Annotated in this window: 12 protein-coding genes; all 12 read right to left on the minus strand. The window is 72.6% G+C overall.

Features of this window, described 5'->3' with window-relative positions:
- Position 1: 1 nt before the first annotated feature.
- The 12 genes from BIV57_RS13835 to BIV57_RS13895 all read right to left on the minus strand — a co-directional run bounded on the left by BIV57_RS13835 (position 2) and on the right by BIV57_RS13895 (position 15,227).
- Entirely contained in the window at positions 2-523 is a 522-nt protein-coding gene (locus tag BIV57_RS13835) for a hypothetical protein (protein WP_071657083.1), read from the minus strand.
- 152 nt (positions 524-675) lie between these two features.
- The gene (locus BIV57_RS13840) at positions 676-1,812 is read right to left on the minus strand and encodes a lytic transglycosylase domain-containing protein (protein ID WP_071657084.1); all 1,137 of its coding nucleotides are present in this window, start codon (positions 1,810-1,812) and stop codon (positions 676-678) included.
- Complete coding sequence (locus BIV57_RS13845; RefSeq protein ID WP_071657085.1) at positions 1,809-4,340, minus strand: hypothetical protein; 2,532 nt, start codon at positions 4,338-4,340, stop codon at positions 1,809-1,811. The genes BIV57_RS13840 and BIV57_RS13845 overlap by 4 nt, the downstream gene beginning before the upstream one ends.
- The gene (locus BIV57_RS13850) at positions 4,340-7,033 is read right to left on the minus strand and encodes an ATP-binding protein (RefSeq protein ID WP_071657086.1); all 2,694 of its coding nucleotides are present in this window, start codon (positions 7,031-7,033) and stop codon (positions 4,340-4,342) included. The genes BIV57_RS13845 and BIV57_RS13850 overlap by 1 nt, the downstream gene beginning before the upstream one ends.
- Positions 7,034-7,062: 29 nt before the next feature.
- Positions 7,063-7,941, minus strand: a complete 879-nt coding sequence (locus BIV57_RS13855; RefSeq protein WP_071657087.1) for a hypothetical protein — start codon at positions 7,939-7,941, stop codon at positions 7,063-7,065.
- Positions 7,938-8,264, minus strand: coding sequence for a hypothetical protein (locus BIV57_RS13860; protein ID WP_071657088.1), 327 nt, complete (start codon positions 8,262-8,264; stop codon positions 7,938-7,940). Before BIV57_RS13860 ends, BIV57_RS13855 begins: the two co-directional genes overlap by 4 nt.
- An 11-nt stretch (positions 8,265-8,275) precedes the next feature.
- The gene (locus BIV57_RS13865; RefSeq protein ID WP_071657089.1) at positions 8,276-9,187 is read right to left on the minus strand and encodes a conjugal transfer protein; all 912 of its coding nucleotides are present in this window, start codon (positions 9,185-9,187) and stop codon (positions 8,276-8,278) included.
- Positions 9,188-9,297: 110 nt separating this feature from the next.
- Entirely contained in the window at positions 9,298-9,579 is a 282-nt protein-coding gene (locus BIV57_RS13870; RefSeq protein ID WP_071657090.1) for a hypothetical protein, read from the minus strand.
- Positions 9,580-9,650: 71 nt separating this feature from the next.
- Entirely contained in the window at positions 9,651-10,550 is a 900-nt protein-coding gene (locus BIV57_RS13875; RefSeq protein ID WP_139275660.1) for a hypothetical protein, read from the minus strand.
- Positions 10,551-13,292: 2,742 nt separating this feature from the next.
- The gene (locus tag BIV57_RS13885; protein WP_139275661.1) at positions 13,293-13,487 is read right to left on the minus strand and encodes a hypothetical protein; all 195 of its coding nucleotides are present in this window, start codon (positions 13,485-13,487) and stop codon (positions 13,293-13,295) included.
- A gap of 141 nt (positions 13,488-13,628) precedes the next feature.
- Positions 13,629-13,931, minus strand: a complete 303-nt coding sequence (locus BIV57_RS13890) for a hypothetical protein (RefSeq protein WP_071657094.1) — start codon at positions 13,929-13,931, stop codon at positions 13,629-13,631.
- A 726-nt stretch (positions 13,932-14,657) separates the two neighbouring features.
- A complete protein-coding gene (locus BIV57_RS13895) occupies positions 14,658-15,227 on the minus strand; it encodes a hypothetical protein (protein ID WP_071657095.1) in 570 nt (189 codons plus the stop codon).
- Positions 15,228-15,719 lie beyond the last annotated feature (492 nt).

Below are 15,719 nucleotides of genomic sequence, written 5' to 3' on the forward strand. Positions count from 1 at the left end.
TTCAGCTGAAGTCGTCGGGGTCCGAAGGCGTGCCGGGGGCGGCCTCGAAGGCCAGGTGCACGGTCGGTGGGATCTGCCGTCCGTCCGCATCGAGGACCTCGACCTCGCAGCCGGGCAGGCCCTGGGCCGCCAGGGCTCGCGTGGCCGCGGCGGGCCCCTCGATGCGGAAGGCCATGCGGCCGTCGGTCGAGACCAGCGCGATGCGCATCGCGGCGCCCTCCCGGGCATCGAAGGCGGCACGCAGGGCGTGGCGGGAGCCCTGGGCGATCTGCTGTGCCACCCTCAGCGCCTCTTCCTCGCGCGGGTCGTAGCTGGTGCTGGGCCTAACCTCCAGAGCCACGCGATCGGCCAGCAGCCGGTGCACGGCCCGCCGCCGCAGCAGCGCGAAGCCGACGGCCGCCGCGGCCAGGACCACAAGCAGCCACCACCAGGAGGCGGCGAGCGCTCCAGCCCGGTGCGCCAGCTGGGGTCCGCCGTGGGCGAGCCAGTCGAGGGCGGGACCGATCAGGGGCAGGCCGTTCATCGCAGGCCCGCCCGGGTGCGGCCGGTCGCAGCAGGCATAGCTCCTCCTTCTTGGTCAGCCCCGGTCCCCGGGGCTCTCATCCGTTACAGGTGTCGCGGCGGCGCCCGGTGTGACATCGGGGCGGCAAGATCTTTTTGTTCGGAGGTTCCGGCTCAGGTGCCGAGCTGGTTGAAGCGGTAGGGCTGGTAGTTCTGACCGCCGAAGTCGTAGGGGTAGCGGATGGTGCGGTGCACGGCTCCGAGGGAGCCGGCCTCCTCGTACGCCCAGTAGCTGGTGTGGTCGGCATTCGCCCAGCGGTCGAAGATCGTGACGTGGCCGGCGCTGCCGGGCTGGGTGTTGAGCAGGACGTCTCCGGGCTGCAGTTGCCCGGCGCTGATGCGGTGGGATTGCTGGGGGAGGCTGACGGTTGTGAGCCCGGGCGTGCCCAGTCCCCAGGCCATGGAGACGAAGCCGGAGCAGTCGGTGCGGTAACCGTCGTGGTAGGCGCCCTGGCTGTAGGGGATGCGGGCGGACACCCAGGTGGCGGCGCGTTTGAGGATCTGCGCCCGCCCGCCGGTGGCGCCCGCGGCCGCGGCCTGCGGGCTGTCGCCGTACGGGTCGTACTGGTCGATCTTGGCGGTGACATCGCGGACGTAGGCCGCCGAATGGTTGTAGATCATGATGCGGCGGTCCAGGACCGTCTGGTCGGACAGATCGAGGGCGCTGGTGCCGCACAGGTAGGTGCCGGCGGTGGTGGCAGCGTCGAAGGCGTTGTTGGGGTCGGCGACGCCGTCGCCGTTCCCGTCCTGGCCCTCGGTGGCCCAGGTGCCGGGCAGGAACTGCATCGGGCCGACCGCGTGGTCGTAGCGGGTGTCGCCGTCGTAGCGGCCGTGGTCGGTGTCGCGGACCAGCTGGACGCCGTGGCCGTCCAGGACGGGGCCGATGATCGGCGGGTTGATCTGCCCGTTCGGCGCGGTGGTGCGGTGCTGGCCGGACTTCAGGCCCAACTGGGTTAGGCCGTGGTCGGACTCGATCGCGCCGAGGCCGGCCAGGATCTGCCAGCGCAGGCCGCGGCACGTGGGCCGCAGCCCGCTCGCGCGGGCCGCTCCCCGCTCGTACGCCTGGAGCATCACAGCGGGGATGCCGGGGACCGATGCGGGACCGCCGCCGGCGGTGGTCTGGGTGGTGTCCTTGGCGTGCTCGGCCGCGCCTTCGGCGGCCGAGGAGACCATCAGCAGCAGCACCAGCGCCAGGACGCCGATCGGGACCAGCACGGCGGCGGCGATCCCCACCTTCGCCGAGGTGTTCACGGCTGCCGCCTCGGCTGCTGGACGGCCCGCGGCAGCACCGGTGAGCTGTAGCTGGGCGGGGTGAGGTTGATGGGCCGGTAGCCGTGCCGGTGGTGCGCATCCAGCAGCGTGAACATCCGCGCCATCGCCGGGGTCTGCAGCGCCGCGGGCTTGGTCGTCGGCGGCCGGCGCAGTCGGCCCGGCAGCCGCTGGAGGGTGGGCTGGGCGCTCGGGCTGTTGCGGCGCGGCGGCCTGTTCAAATTCACCCGCGGCGCCGGCTGCTGCACCTGCGGCGGCGTGGGCCGCACCGCGGAGGCGAGGTGCTGGGCGGCCCACTGCGCGCCGGTGTTGTGGGCGTAGGTGCGTCCGTAGCCGGCGGCGCGGCGGGCCGCGGTGGCCAGGTGCTGCCGGGTGTGGTTGAGGTCCTGGCGCTGGCGGGCCGCCTCCCGCCGGGCCCGGGCCTTGACGTTCCGCACGGTTTGGGGGCCGGAGACCGGCAGGCCGATGGTGTGCCGCAGCACGCCGCGGCCGGTGGAGCCGGCCGCCTTGCCCAGGCGCGCCGTGGTGGGACTGTCGATGATCTTGCCGAGGCGGCGCACGATATTGCGGGGCGTCAGGGACCGTCCGGCCGCGGCGGCTGCGCGCCGGGCGACCAGGCCGCCGCCGGCGCCGACGGCCAGCAGGGCGGCGGTGCCCATCAGCCCGCCGCGGCTGCCGTAGCCGCCGCCGGCGCCCATCCCGGTCAGCCCGCGCACCGCGTTGGCCATCAGCCCGCCGCCGCGGCCCCCACCGCTGCCCCAGCCCCCGCCCCCGCCGTGCGCGGGGGAGCCGTTGGGCAGCACCGAGCCGGCGCTGCCGCCGATCCGGGCGTGCTCCAGCTTGGCGCGCACGTTCGCCCCGACCGCCTTCAGCCCCTGGGACAGGCGCTTGCGGTAGACGATGACGGCGATCGCGATGACGTCCAGCAGCAGGAAGCGCACCGCCAGACCGCCCGGCAGCGGCAGCTTGGTGGCGGACAGCACGTAGCGCATCAGCGTCAGCCCGATCGCCAGGTACAGCAGCGACAGCAGCAACGCCAGCAGCGCGGTGACCAGTTCGCTGATGCGCCGATACAGGAAGCCGCGGCCGCCGCCGGGCACGGTCCCGACCATCAGCGCCGGCTGCACCATCAGCGCCTCCAGACCGATCTTGATCTGGGCGATGACGAACATCCCACCGAGGATGACGATCAGCGCGCCGACGACCAGCAGGGCGATCAGGACGAAACTGGCCGCGCCGACCTTGTCCACGTTCGCCTTGTGCGCATCCTTGGCGCTGCCCGGTACGCACGCGGATTCGAAGGCGGCCGACGGCTGGGCGGCCCCGATCTGGCGGGCCTGCGACAGGGACAACTCGTTGAGCTTGTCGACCGTCCAGCCGATGGGGCCGGGGATGATGTTGCCGCTCTTGAGCCGGTCGCCGATGGTGGTGGCGGTCCGCTCCCACGCCGCCTGCTTGATGACCAGCTGGGAGTACTGGTCGGCACACCGGCCCTCGAACGTCGTCTCGTAGCCCAGCCACTGGCTGGTGCGCACCACGAACACCTCGGTGAGCGCGTTCGTCAGCGGCTTGGCGATGTCGGAGGTGTTCGTCTCGCGGCCGTTGACGACCATCGACGTGGCCTGCAGGGCCGCGGCGCGGGTACGGCCCAGCGCCCCGTCGTCATGGCCGGTGCCGACCAGGGTGGGGATCGGGGCGGCCAGCAGCGTCGTCGCGACCGCGGCGATCGTCGCCGAGACGAGCATCTCGCCGAACCCGCGCGAGCGGCTCTTGAACACCACGATCCACCCGGCGACGAAGCCGCCAAGGGTCAGGCAGAACGCGGCCAGCCCGAGCCGGCCCAGCATGTGGTTCAAGGTGGCGTAGACGTGCAGCAGCGGCGTGATGATGATCTTCACGACCGAGAAGTTCAGGATCTGGCTGAGCGCCCAGCACAAGAACCCCGTCAGCCACTTGATGGCCGAGAAGATCAGCATGGTGAGGAAGTTCGCCGTCTTGCTCTGCCAGTCGGTCCAGTCCCCGGTGTCCCCGCTGACGGTGTAGAGGGAGATGGGGATGCCGCGCTGGTCGCGGACGTCGAACGCGCTGATGGGCTTGGTGTTCCTCAGCGCCTTGAGGTTCTTGGCCATGGCGGCGTCGTTGGAGCTGCGCAGCTTGGCCACCTGCTGCTGCGACATGCCATACAGCGGGCTGTCGGTGGGCACATCGCTCAGCCCACTGCCGTCGCCGGCGCCCGCGCCCCCGGGCGCGGAGCTCGCCGACGGGGACGGCGCCGAGGGGGCCGGAGTGGCCGCGGGCGAGGCGCCGGCGCTCGGGCGGGCGGGGTTCAGCGGTGAGGTGGAGGCGGAGTGCAGCGGGTTCGGGTGCGGGTTGAGGTAGCTGGGGTGCGGGGCGGGCTGGCCGCCGTGCGGGTCGGCGGCCGCGGCCGCGACGCCGAAGGCCAGCAGGGCGCCGACGACGATCAGCACCCACTTCATCCGCATGGCGCGGTACTTGGGCATGCGGAGCATCAGGCGACTCCGGTTCCGGCCGGAGCCGTCTGCCTGGCGGCCGGCTCGTCGACCCCGTCGAGTTCGTCGGCGAACGTGTCCGTGTTCAGGCCCTGCTCGGCGGTGTCGATGCGGGGGGAGAGCTTGCCGGGGGTGGAGTGCAGTGCGGCCTGGACGGCCTCGTCCATCGGCGCGACGACCTTCATCGCCCCCACTCGGCGCCGCAGGTCCCGGTACAGGCACTCGCCGGCGCGCAGCACCCGCTCGGCCTCGGGCACATCCAGCGGCGACAGGTCCTCCGACACCAGCGTGAGCAGGTCCTCGTCCGCCGGGTCCAGGTCGAGGAACTCCAGCGCGCGGGCGGCCAGGGTGAGGTTGCGGTGGCGGAAGACCAGCCGGTGGGAGATCAGGCCGCGGATCTTGTCGCCGATCTCGCTGCGCGGGCCGATGTCGTAGGGGTCGGGGGAGCCCAGCAGGGCGCAGGCCTTGTGCTTGCGGCCGTCGGAGATCAGCTCCAGGAGCAGCTGGGTGCCCTCGGCGCTGGCAGTCAGCCACCAGCACTCGTCGGTGACCACCGCGCAGAACTCGTCCGGGTTGTAGATGGCGATCTCCCGCGCGAGCGCGGTGATCAGGTACATCAGGCGCCACCCGAACTTCTTCTCGATCTCCAGGGAGGCCAGGCGGTGCGGCTGCAGCTCCTCGCGGCTGGGCAGGCCCAGGCGGGAGACGGCAAAGACGATTGCGTCGGCGTCGGACACCTGGATGACCGGCAGGGCGGGATCGAAGACCGTGCGGCCGAGGTCCTTGTTGGCCAGGGCGCGCAACTGGCGGACGAGTTCGCTGGCCGCCGCCCTGATCCCGGAGTCGTTCGGCTCCTGGAGGTCCGGGGTGGCCGCGCGCCGGCGCAGCGTGTCGACCAGGGCGGTCATGGAGGGGGCCGGGCCCTGCTGGGTGGCGACGATGGCCTCGGACAGGGTGACGCCGGCGATGCTCATCGCCGACAGGTCCAGCAGCGGCGTCAGGAAGGACTCGGTGTAGCGGGCGGCGCGCGGGCCGGAAAAGACGCGCAGCGGGTCCAGGCTCAGCCGGGCGTTCTCGTCGACGGCGATGATCTGCGTGGTGCCGGGGCAGGCGGCGGCGAAGCGGGCCCACTCCTCCTGCGGGGTGCGGTCGATGGCCAGGATGCGGCCCCGCGATCCGGGCTCGTCGTGGCGACGGCCCGTCAGCAGCACGCCCAGCGCCATGCACTTGAGGGCGTAGGACTTGCCGCCGCCCAGCTCGCCGATGGCCGCCACCGACGCGGAGGCGTCGTGGCGGGGCCCGTTGGACAGATCCAGCAGCACCGGCCGGACCCCGCCGCCGGACAGCTGCAGCCCGAAGAGGTTGCCCGTGTCATCCCCCAGGTGGCTGCCGGAGAACGGCATCAGCATGGCGAAGTCGCGGGCGAGGAAGACCTGCTCGTAGTCGCCGCCGCGCACCACCCGCGGCACCTCGGCGCCGGGCAGCATGGCGTGGAAGAGCGGCACCTGCTCGCCGGAGGGCCGCTCCAGGGTGTACTCGCTGGCGCCGTAGGAGCGGGCCAGCAGCGAGGCCTTCTCCTCCACCTCGGCGGCGTCCGCACCCCACACGCACAGCACGATGGTGGCGCGGACCTCCACCTCGCTGGAGGAGGCGGTCAGCCGGTCGCGGTACTCGCGCATGGCCGCCGCGTCGCGGTCCAGGGAGTCGGGCGCACCGGCCGACTCGCCGGCGTACTGCTCGTACTGGGCCGCCAGTTCCCGCGACTGGCGGCGCGCCCGCGCCTCGGCCCTCGCTCCCGGTTCGATGCTCAGTCGCACCGCGTAGTCGATGGGGAAGGCCGTGGTGTCCAGGCTGGCGAAGACCTCGGCACCGGGGAACCGGTAGGCGTCGGGGATCTCCGCCAGCGTCAGGAACGCCTGGTAGGACGCCTGGTGAAGGTCGTGGCGGGTCGTGGCGCGCAGGTACTGGTGGGCGAACGGGTTGCCGGTGCGCCCGCGCCCGCGCCCGCCGGCCTGCTCGGCGAGGCGGCCGCCTTCCTCCAGCAAAACCTGGGTGTGGGCGGCGACCCGCCGGCCGCGGCCGATCAGGCGGGGTCCGGTGCCGGGTTCGGGCAGCAGCGGCTCGGCCAGGCCGCGGCGCGCACTGTGCCCGATGATCCACAGGATTTCCGCTTCGCTGGCCGGGCGCATCGCCACCCCGGGAGGCCAGCCGGCCGCCAGCGCCCGCGCCTGCGCCAGGCGTTCCTCCTCCTCGGCCACCGAAACCGGCTTGGGCGGCACGCCCAGGCGCATGCCGAGCTCGTGCAGGGCCGAGCCCTTGGCGGCGGCCGCGCCGCGGGCCTTGCTCGAGGGCAGCGGCACGCACAGGAAGTCCACCCGCCCCGACAGCTCGGCGACCTCCAGCTGCTCGCGCAGCGCAGCCTGCGCGGCGGTGAAGGCCGGCGAGGCGGCCAGGTCGATGCCGTCGGCGATGCGGGCCAGCAGCGCGCCGGGATCGATCCGCGGGCACAGGCTCAGCAGCAGCGCCTCCCCGGACAGGGCCTTCAGCAGGGCTTCCAGGGCCTTGAGGCGGGCGAGTTTGGAGGCGGCAGGGGCGTAGGTGTAGTTGGCGGTCTCCACCCGGAAGACGGCCCAGACCTGGGCGGAGGTGGTCCACAGCAGATGGCCGCTGAGGTGGCGAACAGGCAGACGCATCGGATGGTCCTTTGCATGCAGGGGCGGGGTCAGGTGCCGTCGTCGAGCTGGTCCAGGAGGGACTGCAGGCGGGTGCGCGCGGCCGGCGAGCGGGTTCCGGCCGCAACCTGCGAGGCCCGCGGGCGCCGTGGCGGACTTCCGGCCGGTGGCCGTACCGGGGTCGGCCGCCGCCCGCCGGCCAGCGCGGCGGGTGCCGGTGTCGGTGGGATGGGGGCGTGCTCGGCGACCGCCTTGGGCAGCACCATCACCTCCGCCCCTGCCAAGGCCGCAGCCGCGGGCGGCAGTTCGGCGGCGGGTGCCGACGCCGGCGGCGCGGGCCGGCCGGCCGCCTTGGTGGCGGGGCTGACCGGCTCAGTCCCGGTCGGCGCGGTGCTGCGGGCGGCCGCGACCAGACCACCGCGGCGCGGCCGCGGCTCCTTCGGCGGTGCGGGGGCCGGCTCGCCGACCGCGGGCGCCGCAGGGGCGGGGGAGGCCGCGGACTGCTGCGCGGCGGCCTGCTCGTCCGCGGTGCTGCGGACGTGCACGGTGCAGCTGCCGCGCAGCAGCACCCGCCGGGGCCGGCCGACTCCCCGGCCCGCAATCCGGCCTCCGACCGGCGTGCCCGCCCAGTTGAGCAGGGCCAGGCCGGCGCGCATCGGGTCGCGGCCATCGACGCGGGCGAAGCGCAGCAGCCACGCCGATCCCCAGGGGATGACGGCCATCAGCACCAGGTCGACGATCCCGAAGTGCCCCCACAGGCTCTGGGTGAGCGCCATGACGGCGGCCATGCCCGCCATGACCGCGACCTGGGTGAGGGTGTAGGGGCCGCCGGGGATCCGGCCGCCGCCCGGCACTTGGCCGATCACCGGAGGCCGGCGCCGCGCCCGAGTGTAGCAGCGGCCCACCAGCGCCTCGTCGGCGGTGCTCACGCCCGTCCCCCGTCAGCGATCGGGCCGGCGGGCGGGCGCGGGGCGTCGATGCGGACGAGCGCGGGGCCGGCGCCCTTGTTGAGCTCGTTGCCGACACGGTCGCGCAGCACGTTCAGGCTGTTGATGCCCCACAGCACCAGACCCGCCACCAGCAGACTGATGACGATGCTGGTCAGCGACGGGCTGCGGAAGTAGGAGCGGAGCACGTGGTAGATGCCGATCGCGGTCCCCGCGATGAGCAGCACCTTGACGATCAACTTCAGTTCGCTGCCCGCCCAGCCGATGATGTCGGTGGCGGCCAGCAGCTGCACGGTGGAGTGCATGGCAGTTCTCCCTAGCGGGTCGTGGGCGAAGAGGTGGTGGGGGCCGGGTCGAGGTCGGTGACCTCCCAGCGGCCCGCCCGGGCGGTCAGCGTCATCGCGTAGGTCAGCGACACCTGGTTGCCGGCCGCGTCCTTTGCCTGCACCTGCGCCAGTGCGTGGCGGCGGGTGCCGTCGGCCGGGACCGCGGTGGAGCTCAAGCTCGGGTCGCCGTCGTCGGCGACGCCCGTGACCTCCAAGCGCCGGTACGGCGCCGGATCGATCTTGGAGATGCGGGTGCCCGGCGAGGTGTAGCGCTCCGGCCCGGTCTCCCCGGCCACCAGATAGGCCGTCAGGAACTGGCCCGCAGTGGCGGCCACCGGGTCGCTCAGGTCCGGGATCTGCCGCTGGTAGATCAGGTTGGACGGCTTGAGGGTCTGGGGCGGGCCGACCTCGGCCGGCAGCGTGGTGGCCACAAACCCCGCGGGCGCGGCAGCGGTTCCGGCGCCGCTGGCGCTCGAGGCCTGCACCCCGACGCGGAAGTAGTGCACGCCCTGATCGGATCCGGACTTGGTGACGACGTCGGCGGCCACCGTCACCGACCAGTAGCCGGCCGCAACCTGCGTCAGCGCGGTGACCACCGTGGACTGCGCCCGCCGCGATCCCGGGTCGGTCGACAGCGTCACCTGCTGCCCGAGGAAGGGCGTCAGGGAGTCCTCGGTGCCCTGCCCGGCACTCAGGTAGGTCGACACGAACAGGTCGGCGAACCCCGACGGGCCCGCGGCCGCCGCCGATGTGCTCGCGGGCACGACCCGCGATGGCGCCGGCGCGCTGGGCGCCGCAGACGGGGTCAGGATCACCGCGGCCAGAGCCAGCGGGCCGCACGCCAGCACGCTGAACGCGGCCAGCCGCGCCAGCTTGCCGCCCAGGCCGATCGACGGGCGCACCTGCCAACCCGACTCCGCGCCCTCGCACCGATCGGCCACCGCACTCGGCGCGCCGGTAGCGGCGCGTGCGGCGGCGCGGCGCGGCGCAGGGCGCGCCGTCGTCCGGCCCTTCATCGCCCACCGCCTGACTGCGCGGCGCGCACGGCGGCGGCGCGCAGCAGCGCGCCGGTGCGCAACTGCAGCTCCTGCGGCGGCCGCTGGGTGCACCAGGCGTGGAACAGCGCGACGGCGCGGTGCGTGCCGGGTGCGGCGAGCAACTGCGCGAGGTCGGTCTGGACCGTGGCATCCAGCGGCGAGTCGACCAAGCGATGGGCCAGCTCCTGCACCGCCGCGCGAACCTGCGCGACAAGGCGCTCGTCCTGGCGGAGCGAGACGGACTCGGAAGGGGGCATGACGGTGAACCTCCGGGAATGGACACCAGCGACCGGGCGGCCGCCGGAACGTGAGGGGAAGTCAGAAAGGCCTACGCCGCGCTCTGCAGCTCCGCCTGGCGCGCGCGGCGCACAGCACGAAGGGCACGGCTGCGGCGCTGTCGCACCCGCGGCTCCTCGGCGCCGCCGTCCAGCCGCCAGGACGAGCGACCGGGCGCAGTCCCGTAGTAGGCAGCCAGCACCTGGGCATCGCGCCGGGACAGGACCTGGGTGTCGATGGCCCACACCAGCAGGTCCAGCACCTCCAGGCGGGCCTCCTCGGCCAGCGCCGGGCTCGCGGCCTCATGGCCGGACAGCAGGTGCAACTCCGCCGCACGGGCCAAGGCGAGCGCGAGCTCCACCTGACGCTCCGGCGCGGCCGCCGACTGCACAAGCACGATCCCCGCGCCCTCCTCCTCCAGGCGCGGCAAGGCATCCGAGGCAATCTCCTCGACCGCACCGCGACGCCCGTGCAGGATCCGCTTGGCCAGAGCGAGGGTGTCCAGCGCGAGGTTGGTGTAGACCCGGCGCGGCCGCGCAACGATCGGGTAGGTCCGCACCGTCTCGTAAAGGCAGGCCAGGAACATCGACGCGGTCTCCTCAAAACCCCAGGGGCTGCGGAACCGCCGGGCCATCTGCATGACCTTGGGCTGCAGGGCGCGCGCGACCACCTTCCACGCCACCTCGGCGCCGAAGCCGGTGCCAGCGGCCCGGTCGAGCAGCGCGAGCAGCACCTGGTCGTGAACGTCCCAGTGCTCGGCGCGGTAGAGGCTGCCGAGGGCCTCGATGACGTCGGCCGGGCCGGCGACACCCGCCAGCTCGGCGTGGTCGGCGGCCCAGCCGGCGACGACCTGCACGGCCCGACGGTCGGCGCCAAGCGCCTGCCAGTCGTCGTCCAGGCGCGCCAGGGTGCTACGCGAAGCCGCCATCGTGGCGGGGGGAGTGGCAGTCACGGCCGCGGTCCTTTCGTCGTCCGGCGAGACGACGACCACGCTCCTCACGCACCCTTGACCAGAGTCTTGACGGCCCTGCGACCTGCGCACTGTCAAGGGCAAACGCGGGAAAACTCATCCGTTGGGCCGACCGCGCGCGACGCCCCCGTCAAGGGTGTGCGGTGTGCCTTTCTCCCCCATGCCGGCGTCCGGAGTTGCTCACCGAGCCAGCGGAAGCGCCACGGGACTGGTGCCGGATCGTCAGGAAGCCACCGGACGCTTCCAGTCGCGGGGTGATGGCTCCGCACCCCGTCCGAGGCCGGACTGGATCCGCGTCCGGGACCGCACCGACGAGAGCCGGGCGGCACCCGGACCGCAGGGTTCGGATGCCAGGGGCGGGGAGTAGACCACACGGCCGCTGCCAAGGCGATTTGCCACCGCGGACTCGGTCGTCAAGGGGGTGGGCAAGGGGGCCGACAGGGGCTCGCAGGGCTCGTCAAGGGGGGAGGACTCTCGTCCAGGGGGGCGCACCGTGGCGGCGCGCTGCGGAGAACTGGGTGCGCGCCGCGCACGATCCTCACTGCGCCGCGCGCCGCGCTGCTACCACGCACGCGCACCGCGCCAGCTCTGTGCGCGCCGCGCGTCACCACGGCGCGCCGATCGGGTGCGGACCGCGCCGCGCCGCGCCGGACCGGCGCGGCCAGACGGCGCGCCGCTCCCCGGATGAGCGGCGCACGAATGAGCGCGCCGCTCCCCAAGTCGGCGCCGACGCGAGCCGGCGCGCCGCCACCGCCCGCCCCGCGACCGGCGCCGTGTCCCCGGGCGGGGGAGGTGTCCCAGGCACTCCCGCGAGCTCTTCGATGCGGGCCCTCGCTTGACCCGCGCCCGGCCACACAGCTCCGCGTTCCCGAGCGGGCACCCGATCTGACAGGCGCTCACGACCGCGTCGGGCTTGCTGCCTCCGGATCGAGACGTTCCGGCGGCCACAGCGGTCGTCAAGGGGGTCCGACGCCTCGTCAAGGGGTCCCCCGGACGGCCCGTCAAGGGGTAGAGATTCAGCCCTAGACATCCCGAAATCTGACACTTTCTGCCCCCTTGTCGGCCAAGCCTTGCGTCGGGCCCGCGGCCTCCGGGCCGGAGACACGCCGGCGGCCAGAGCGGTCGTCAAGGGGGTCCGGTGCCTCGTCAAGGGTGCCCCCGGATGGCCCGTCAAGGGGCGTCGATCTAACCCTAGACAGCCCTATATCTGACGATTTCAACCCTCCAGGGATGGGCCACGGACCCCATCCACGATCATCCGGGCCGACCTGCTCGCGCCGCGCCCACCGCGCCCGTTGCCGAGCAGCCCGCTCCACCCGAGACAACCGCGCCCCCACCCCACGGCGCGCCGCGCCCGCTCGCCCCTCCGGCGGCGCCCCCGCCATTTCGCGGGCCCGCATCGCACCACGGATGCGCGCCACGGCCGCCGCCCGGGCGCCGCGCGCCTGCGCCCGCTGCTGCGCCGCGGCGCGCTGCATCGCCGCATACCCGCGCCCCTGTTCATCCGCCGGCACCGCCGGAACGACCTCACCATGCTCAGGAAGACGCCGCACCAGGCGCCACAGCCGGAACCCCACCAAGCTCGCCAAGCTCCGCCCACTGCGCACCTGCGTCGACGCCTCCTCCACCACCGCCGTCGACGTGGTCCGACGCAGCGCCAGAGCAACGACCCGCGCCAAGCCCTCTGACTCCCCACCGGCCAACCCGGAGCCCCGCTGAGCCCGCCACAGCGGCTCACACCGCCTCAGCACCTCCCGGGCCTCCGCCAGTTCACGCCCGTCCGGCTCCGACCTCCGCAACCTCTGCGAATCTTGTCCCATTTCGTCGGAATCGATCACCCCTACCGGTACAGGTACTACGGACCTAGGGGAGGAAGCCCTCATAGAGAGAGGAGACGTCTGCAAGACGACCGGGCGCCGATGCTCCGCACTCAGCTCCTCGTGCGCCTCGCTCAGCCACCCCACCCGAGACCCCTCGGCATCCAACTCCGGCAGCAGCTCCTCGTCCCACAGCATCAACTCCCGCGCCAGATCCTCCGGAAGCCCGCTCGGAACCAGCCCCACCGGCAGCTGCAGCTCGTAGCAGGCCTGCTGCCCCGGCGCCGCCGGCTTGAGGATCCGGACCAGGCCCAGACCGACTGCCCGCGCCCGGTCGTGCCAGAACGTCCGCTCACTGACCCCGTGCGCACTGCGGTAGGCCGCAACCATCCCCGGCACATCCTCGATGCGCCCGTGGACGTCGGCGCACAGCGAGGCGAACTTCAACCAGCGCAACCCGGGCGCGGCGATCGCACCACGCGCGCGCAAGATCGACACGACGCGGAACCAGCAACGCCCCGTCAGCCGCGGGAACCGCAGGACGCGACCCTCATCCCAGTCAGACGCGCACGTGTCGGCGCGGAGGGCTACCGTAGACATCGTTACTCCCCGCAGCACGCCCAGTCCGCCGGCCAGCAGGTGGGTGCGCTGCCTCAGGGCCCCGCTCCGCCAACGCGGCAGCGGGGCCTTTGACGTGACGCGAGCGCGAATGCAACCCCGTCACCCCCTACAGGTGCGGGCGAACGGGCCGGTGTGACATCCCGACGCCGAAAACTTCAGACGATTTGAAGCCCGCGCCCCGCGCCCACCGCTCGCCGCCCGAGACGCGACGCTCCCGAGCGCACCCCCGTGATCTCTCCCCCCAGATGGGGAGAGAGACAACCCCTCACACCAAGCCGACGCCCTATCAGCCACCAGCGGCAATGAGCTCCTGGAGCACCTCCAACGCGTCAGCCTCGAAATCGTTCCGATCCGCATCAAACGCACGCAGCGCGAACTGCGAGCCGCAGCCTTCAGCGAGACCCTCGTTCTCCGACAGGAACCGCTCGTAGGCCGCGACAATGTCGCGCGCCTTCGCCCATGCCTGTGAGCGCTCGTCCAAGATGTCCTCCAATGCATAGGCCCGCGCACCACCCGATGGACCGAGAGGCGCAACGAGCTCGGGAGTGAGATGACCCCCCGTCAATGGGGGGTGATCTCACTCCCTATTCGGGCAGAGAGATCACCCTCCACGGTCAATGCGTCAGCGTGGCTGCGCCGCCCGGCCGTCCACCTCGGTGTCGGAGAAGACGGCGAGATCGACCCGCTCGTCCTGACGGCAAAAGCGCCACACGGCCTCGGACTCGTTGATCGCGTCCAGCTCCTCGTCATCGGGGCGGGGCGTGTAGACCTGGTAGAAGACGATGCCGTCGTCGGTCGGCGGGTCCACCTTCAGGATGTCCTGCCCGTCGTCGGTGCTCATGCCACGCCTCAGCTTGGTCGCGGGCAGCCGGTAGAACTCGGCGCTGATGTCTTCGGTGTCGGGCTCGGCGATGCGCTGGCTCACGGGGCCTCCTGGGGCGTGGAGCGGTTGGGTGGCGAAGGGAGGGGGGCCCGGCGCCCGTGGGCGCCGGGCGGGGCGGTACGCGGGGTCTCAGCGGTCGTGGGTGCGCCCCAGGGCGCCGTTGGGCTGTCCCAGCGGGCGCTGGGCTTGAGCGTGATCCCGACGGAGGCGAGTTAGGCGCGGGCGGCGGCGGTGACCTGGTTGCCCTGCCGGGCGGTGATCTTGAACCAGTGATGGTCAAGGGTCTGCCCCTGGTGATCACCCACGGGTCGCCGAGCGCCCGGGGGACGTTGGCGGCCTCGTCCTCGACATGCACGGTGCGCGGACGGTGAAGCCGTCCGGGGCCAGGGAGGCACGGACCTCGACGGGGGCGGGGGACGTGGACCTTGAGGGTCTCGAAGCTGGGCAGCCTGGTGTCGGCGCCAGGCTCCGAGGTGGACACTGAGGTGGACACTGAGGTGGACACTGAGGTGGACACTGAGGTGGACACTGAGGTGGACACTGCAAAGCCGCGCGACCGGGCTATCTGCCGAGGTCAGCGCATGTCGCTCAGGGGGTCGGCGCGCGCCGACTACTTCTCTCCCAAGGTGGGAGCGAAGGTCACAACTGGCTCGCACGCGTTCGGATGTTCCCTGGGGGCCGGCTGCGCCGGGGCGGCCGAGGGGCGCGGGCAGAGGGCACGGGGCGGGCTGGTGGGCCCGGAGTCACCCTCCGGGCCCACCCGTGCGGTCACTCCTCGGAAGCGTCGCCGTCGGTGGAGAGCTGGTCCTCCAACTCCAGCGCGGCGAGCTTCTCGCCAAGCTGCTTGATCCGCCACGGGCGAAGCTCGTTGGCCCACGCGGCACTGAGCATCGGCTGGTCGTCGCGCTCCATCCAGTGCTGGACGATCGCGCGAAGGATGTCGCCCAGCCGCTCGCGCAGCTGGTCCGGCGCCGGGACAGCCTCGCCGGTGGGGGTGAGGGAGACCTCAAGGTCGCGCAGGAACCAGCCCTTTTCGGGCGCGGGCCACTCGCCCGGGTTGATGTGCACCTCGCCGACGGCGTAGATCCCCTGGGGGTCGATGTTCGGGATGTTGGTGCGGTCCATGCGGTCGGTGCGCGAGCCGCTTCCGAACTGAATGGACACGACGCGGGGGTTGCTGATCAGGCGGGAGTCGGGGGTGACGACGAAGTCGCCCATCGGGAGGTCGCCGTCGTTCTTGGTCCGGCGCTTGGCGCTGTAGGTCACGGCGCCGTTCTCGTTGACGGTCTCGGTGACCACGATGGTGCGGTGGAGCGCCGGGGTGGTGAGCTCGATCATGGGTGACTCCCGTTCTCGGAGGGGCTTCCTGCCGTCCTTCTGGTAACTACAGTACACGCTCTAGAGAGGATTAGCAACACTCGTCATGACGGCAACGCCTGCAAACCCCAAAAGCTACACAGCACTAGACATGTGATGCATCTGCTGGCAGTATGGCTTTCGCACCGTCAGGGACCGACCGGGTAGCGGACTTTCGGTGGCGGCAGACGCCTACACTTGCCGTTGTATCCGGCGGATCGTGAGAGATGCGGCCGGTTCGGGTGACCACGCGTCAACCGGAGACCGCACCCGGCGGTTGGCGGGGGCCGGCCTCGGAGGGGGCGGGCACGAATCCCAGGCCTTACACGGTCAAGCAGCATGATGCACCTCCGCCGCCCCACTCCTAGCCAGCCATCAGGATTCGGAGCGGAGCGAGGAATCCGCCGTGCCGGAGGCGTGTGAAGCGGAGCGAAACACGGCGTAGGCCAAACCGCCCCGGAGGGGCGGTTTCTG

Origin of the sequence: Mangrovactinospora gilvigrisea (genome assembly GCF_001879105.1) — a bacterium.
Lineage (GTDB): Bacteria > Actinomycetota > Actinomycetes > Streptomycetales > Streptomycetaceae > Mangrovactinospora > Mangrovactinospora gilvigrisea.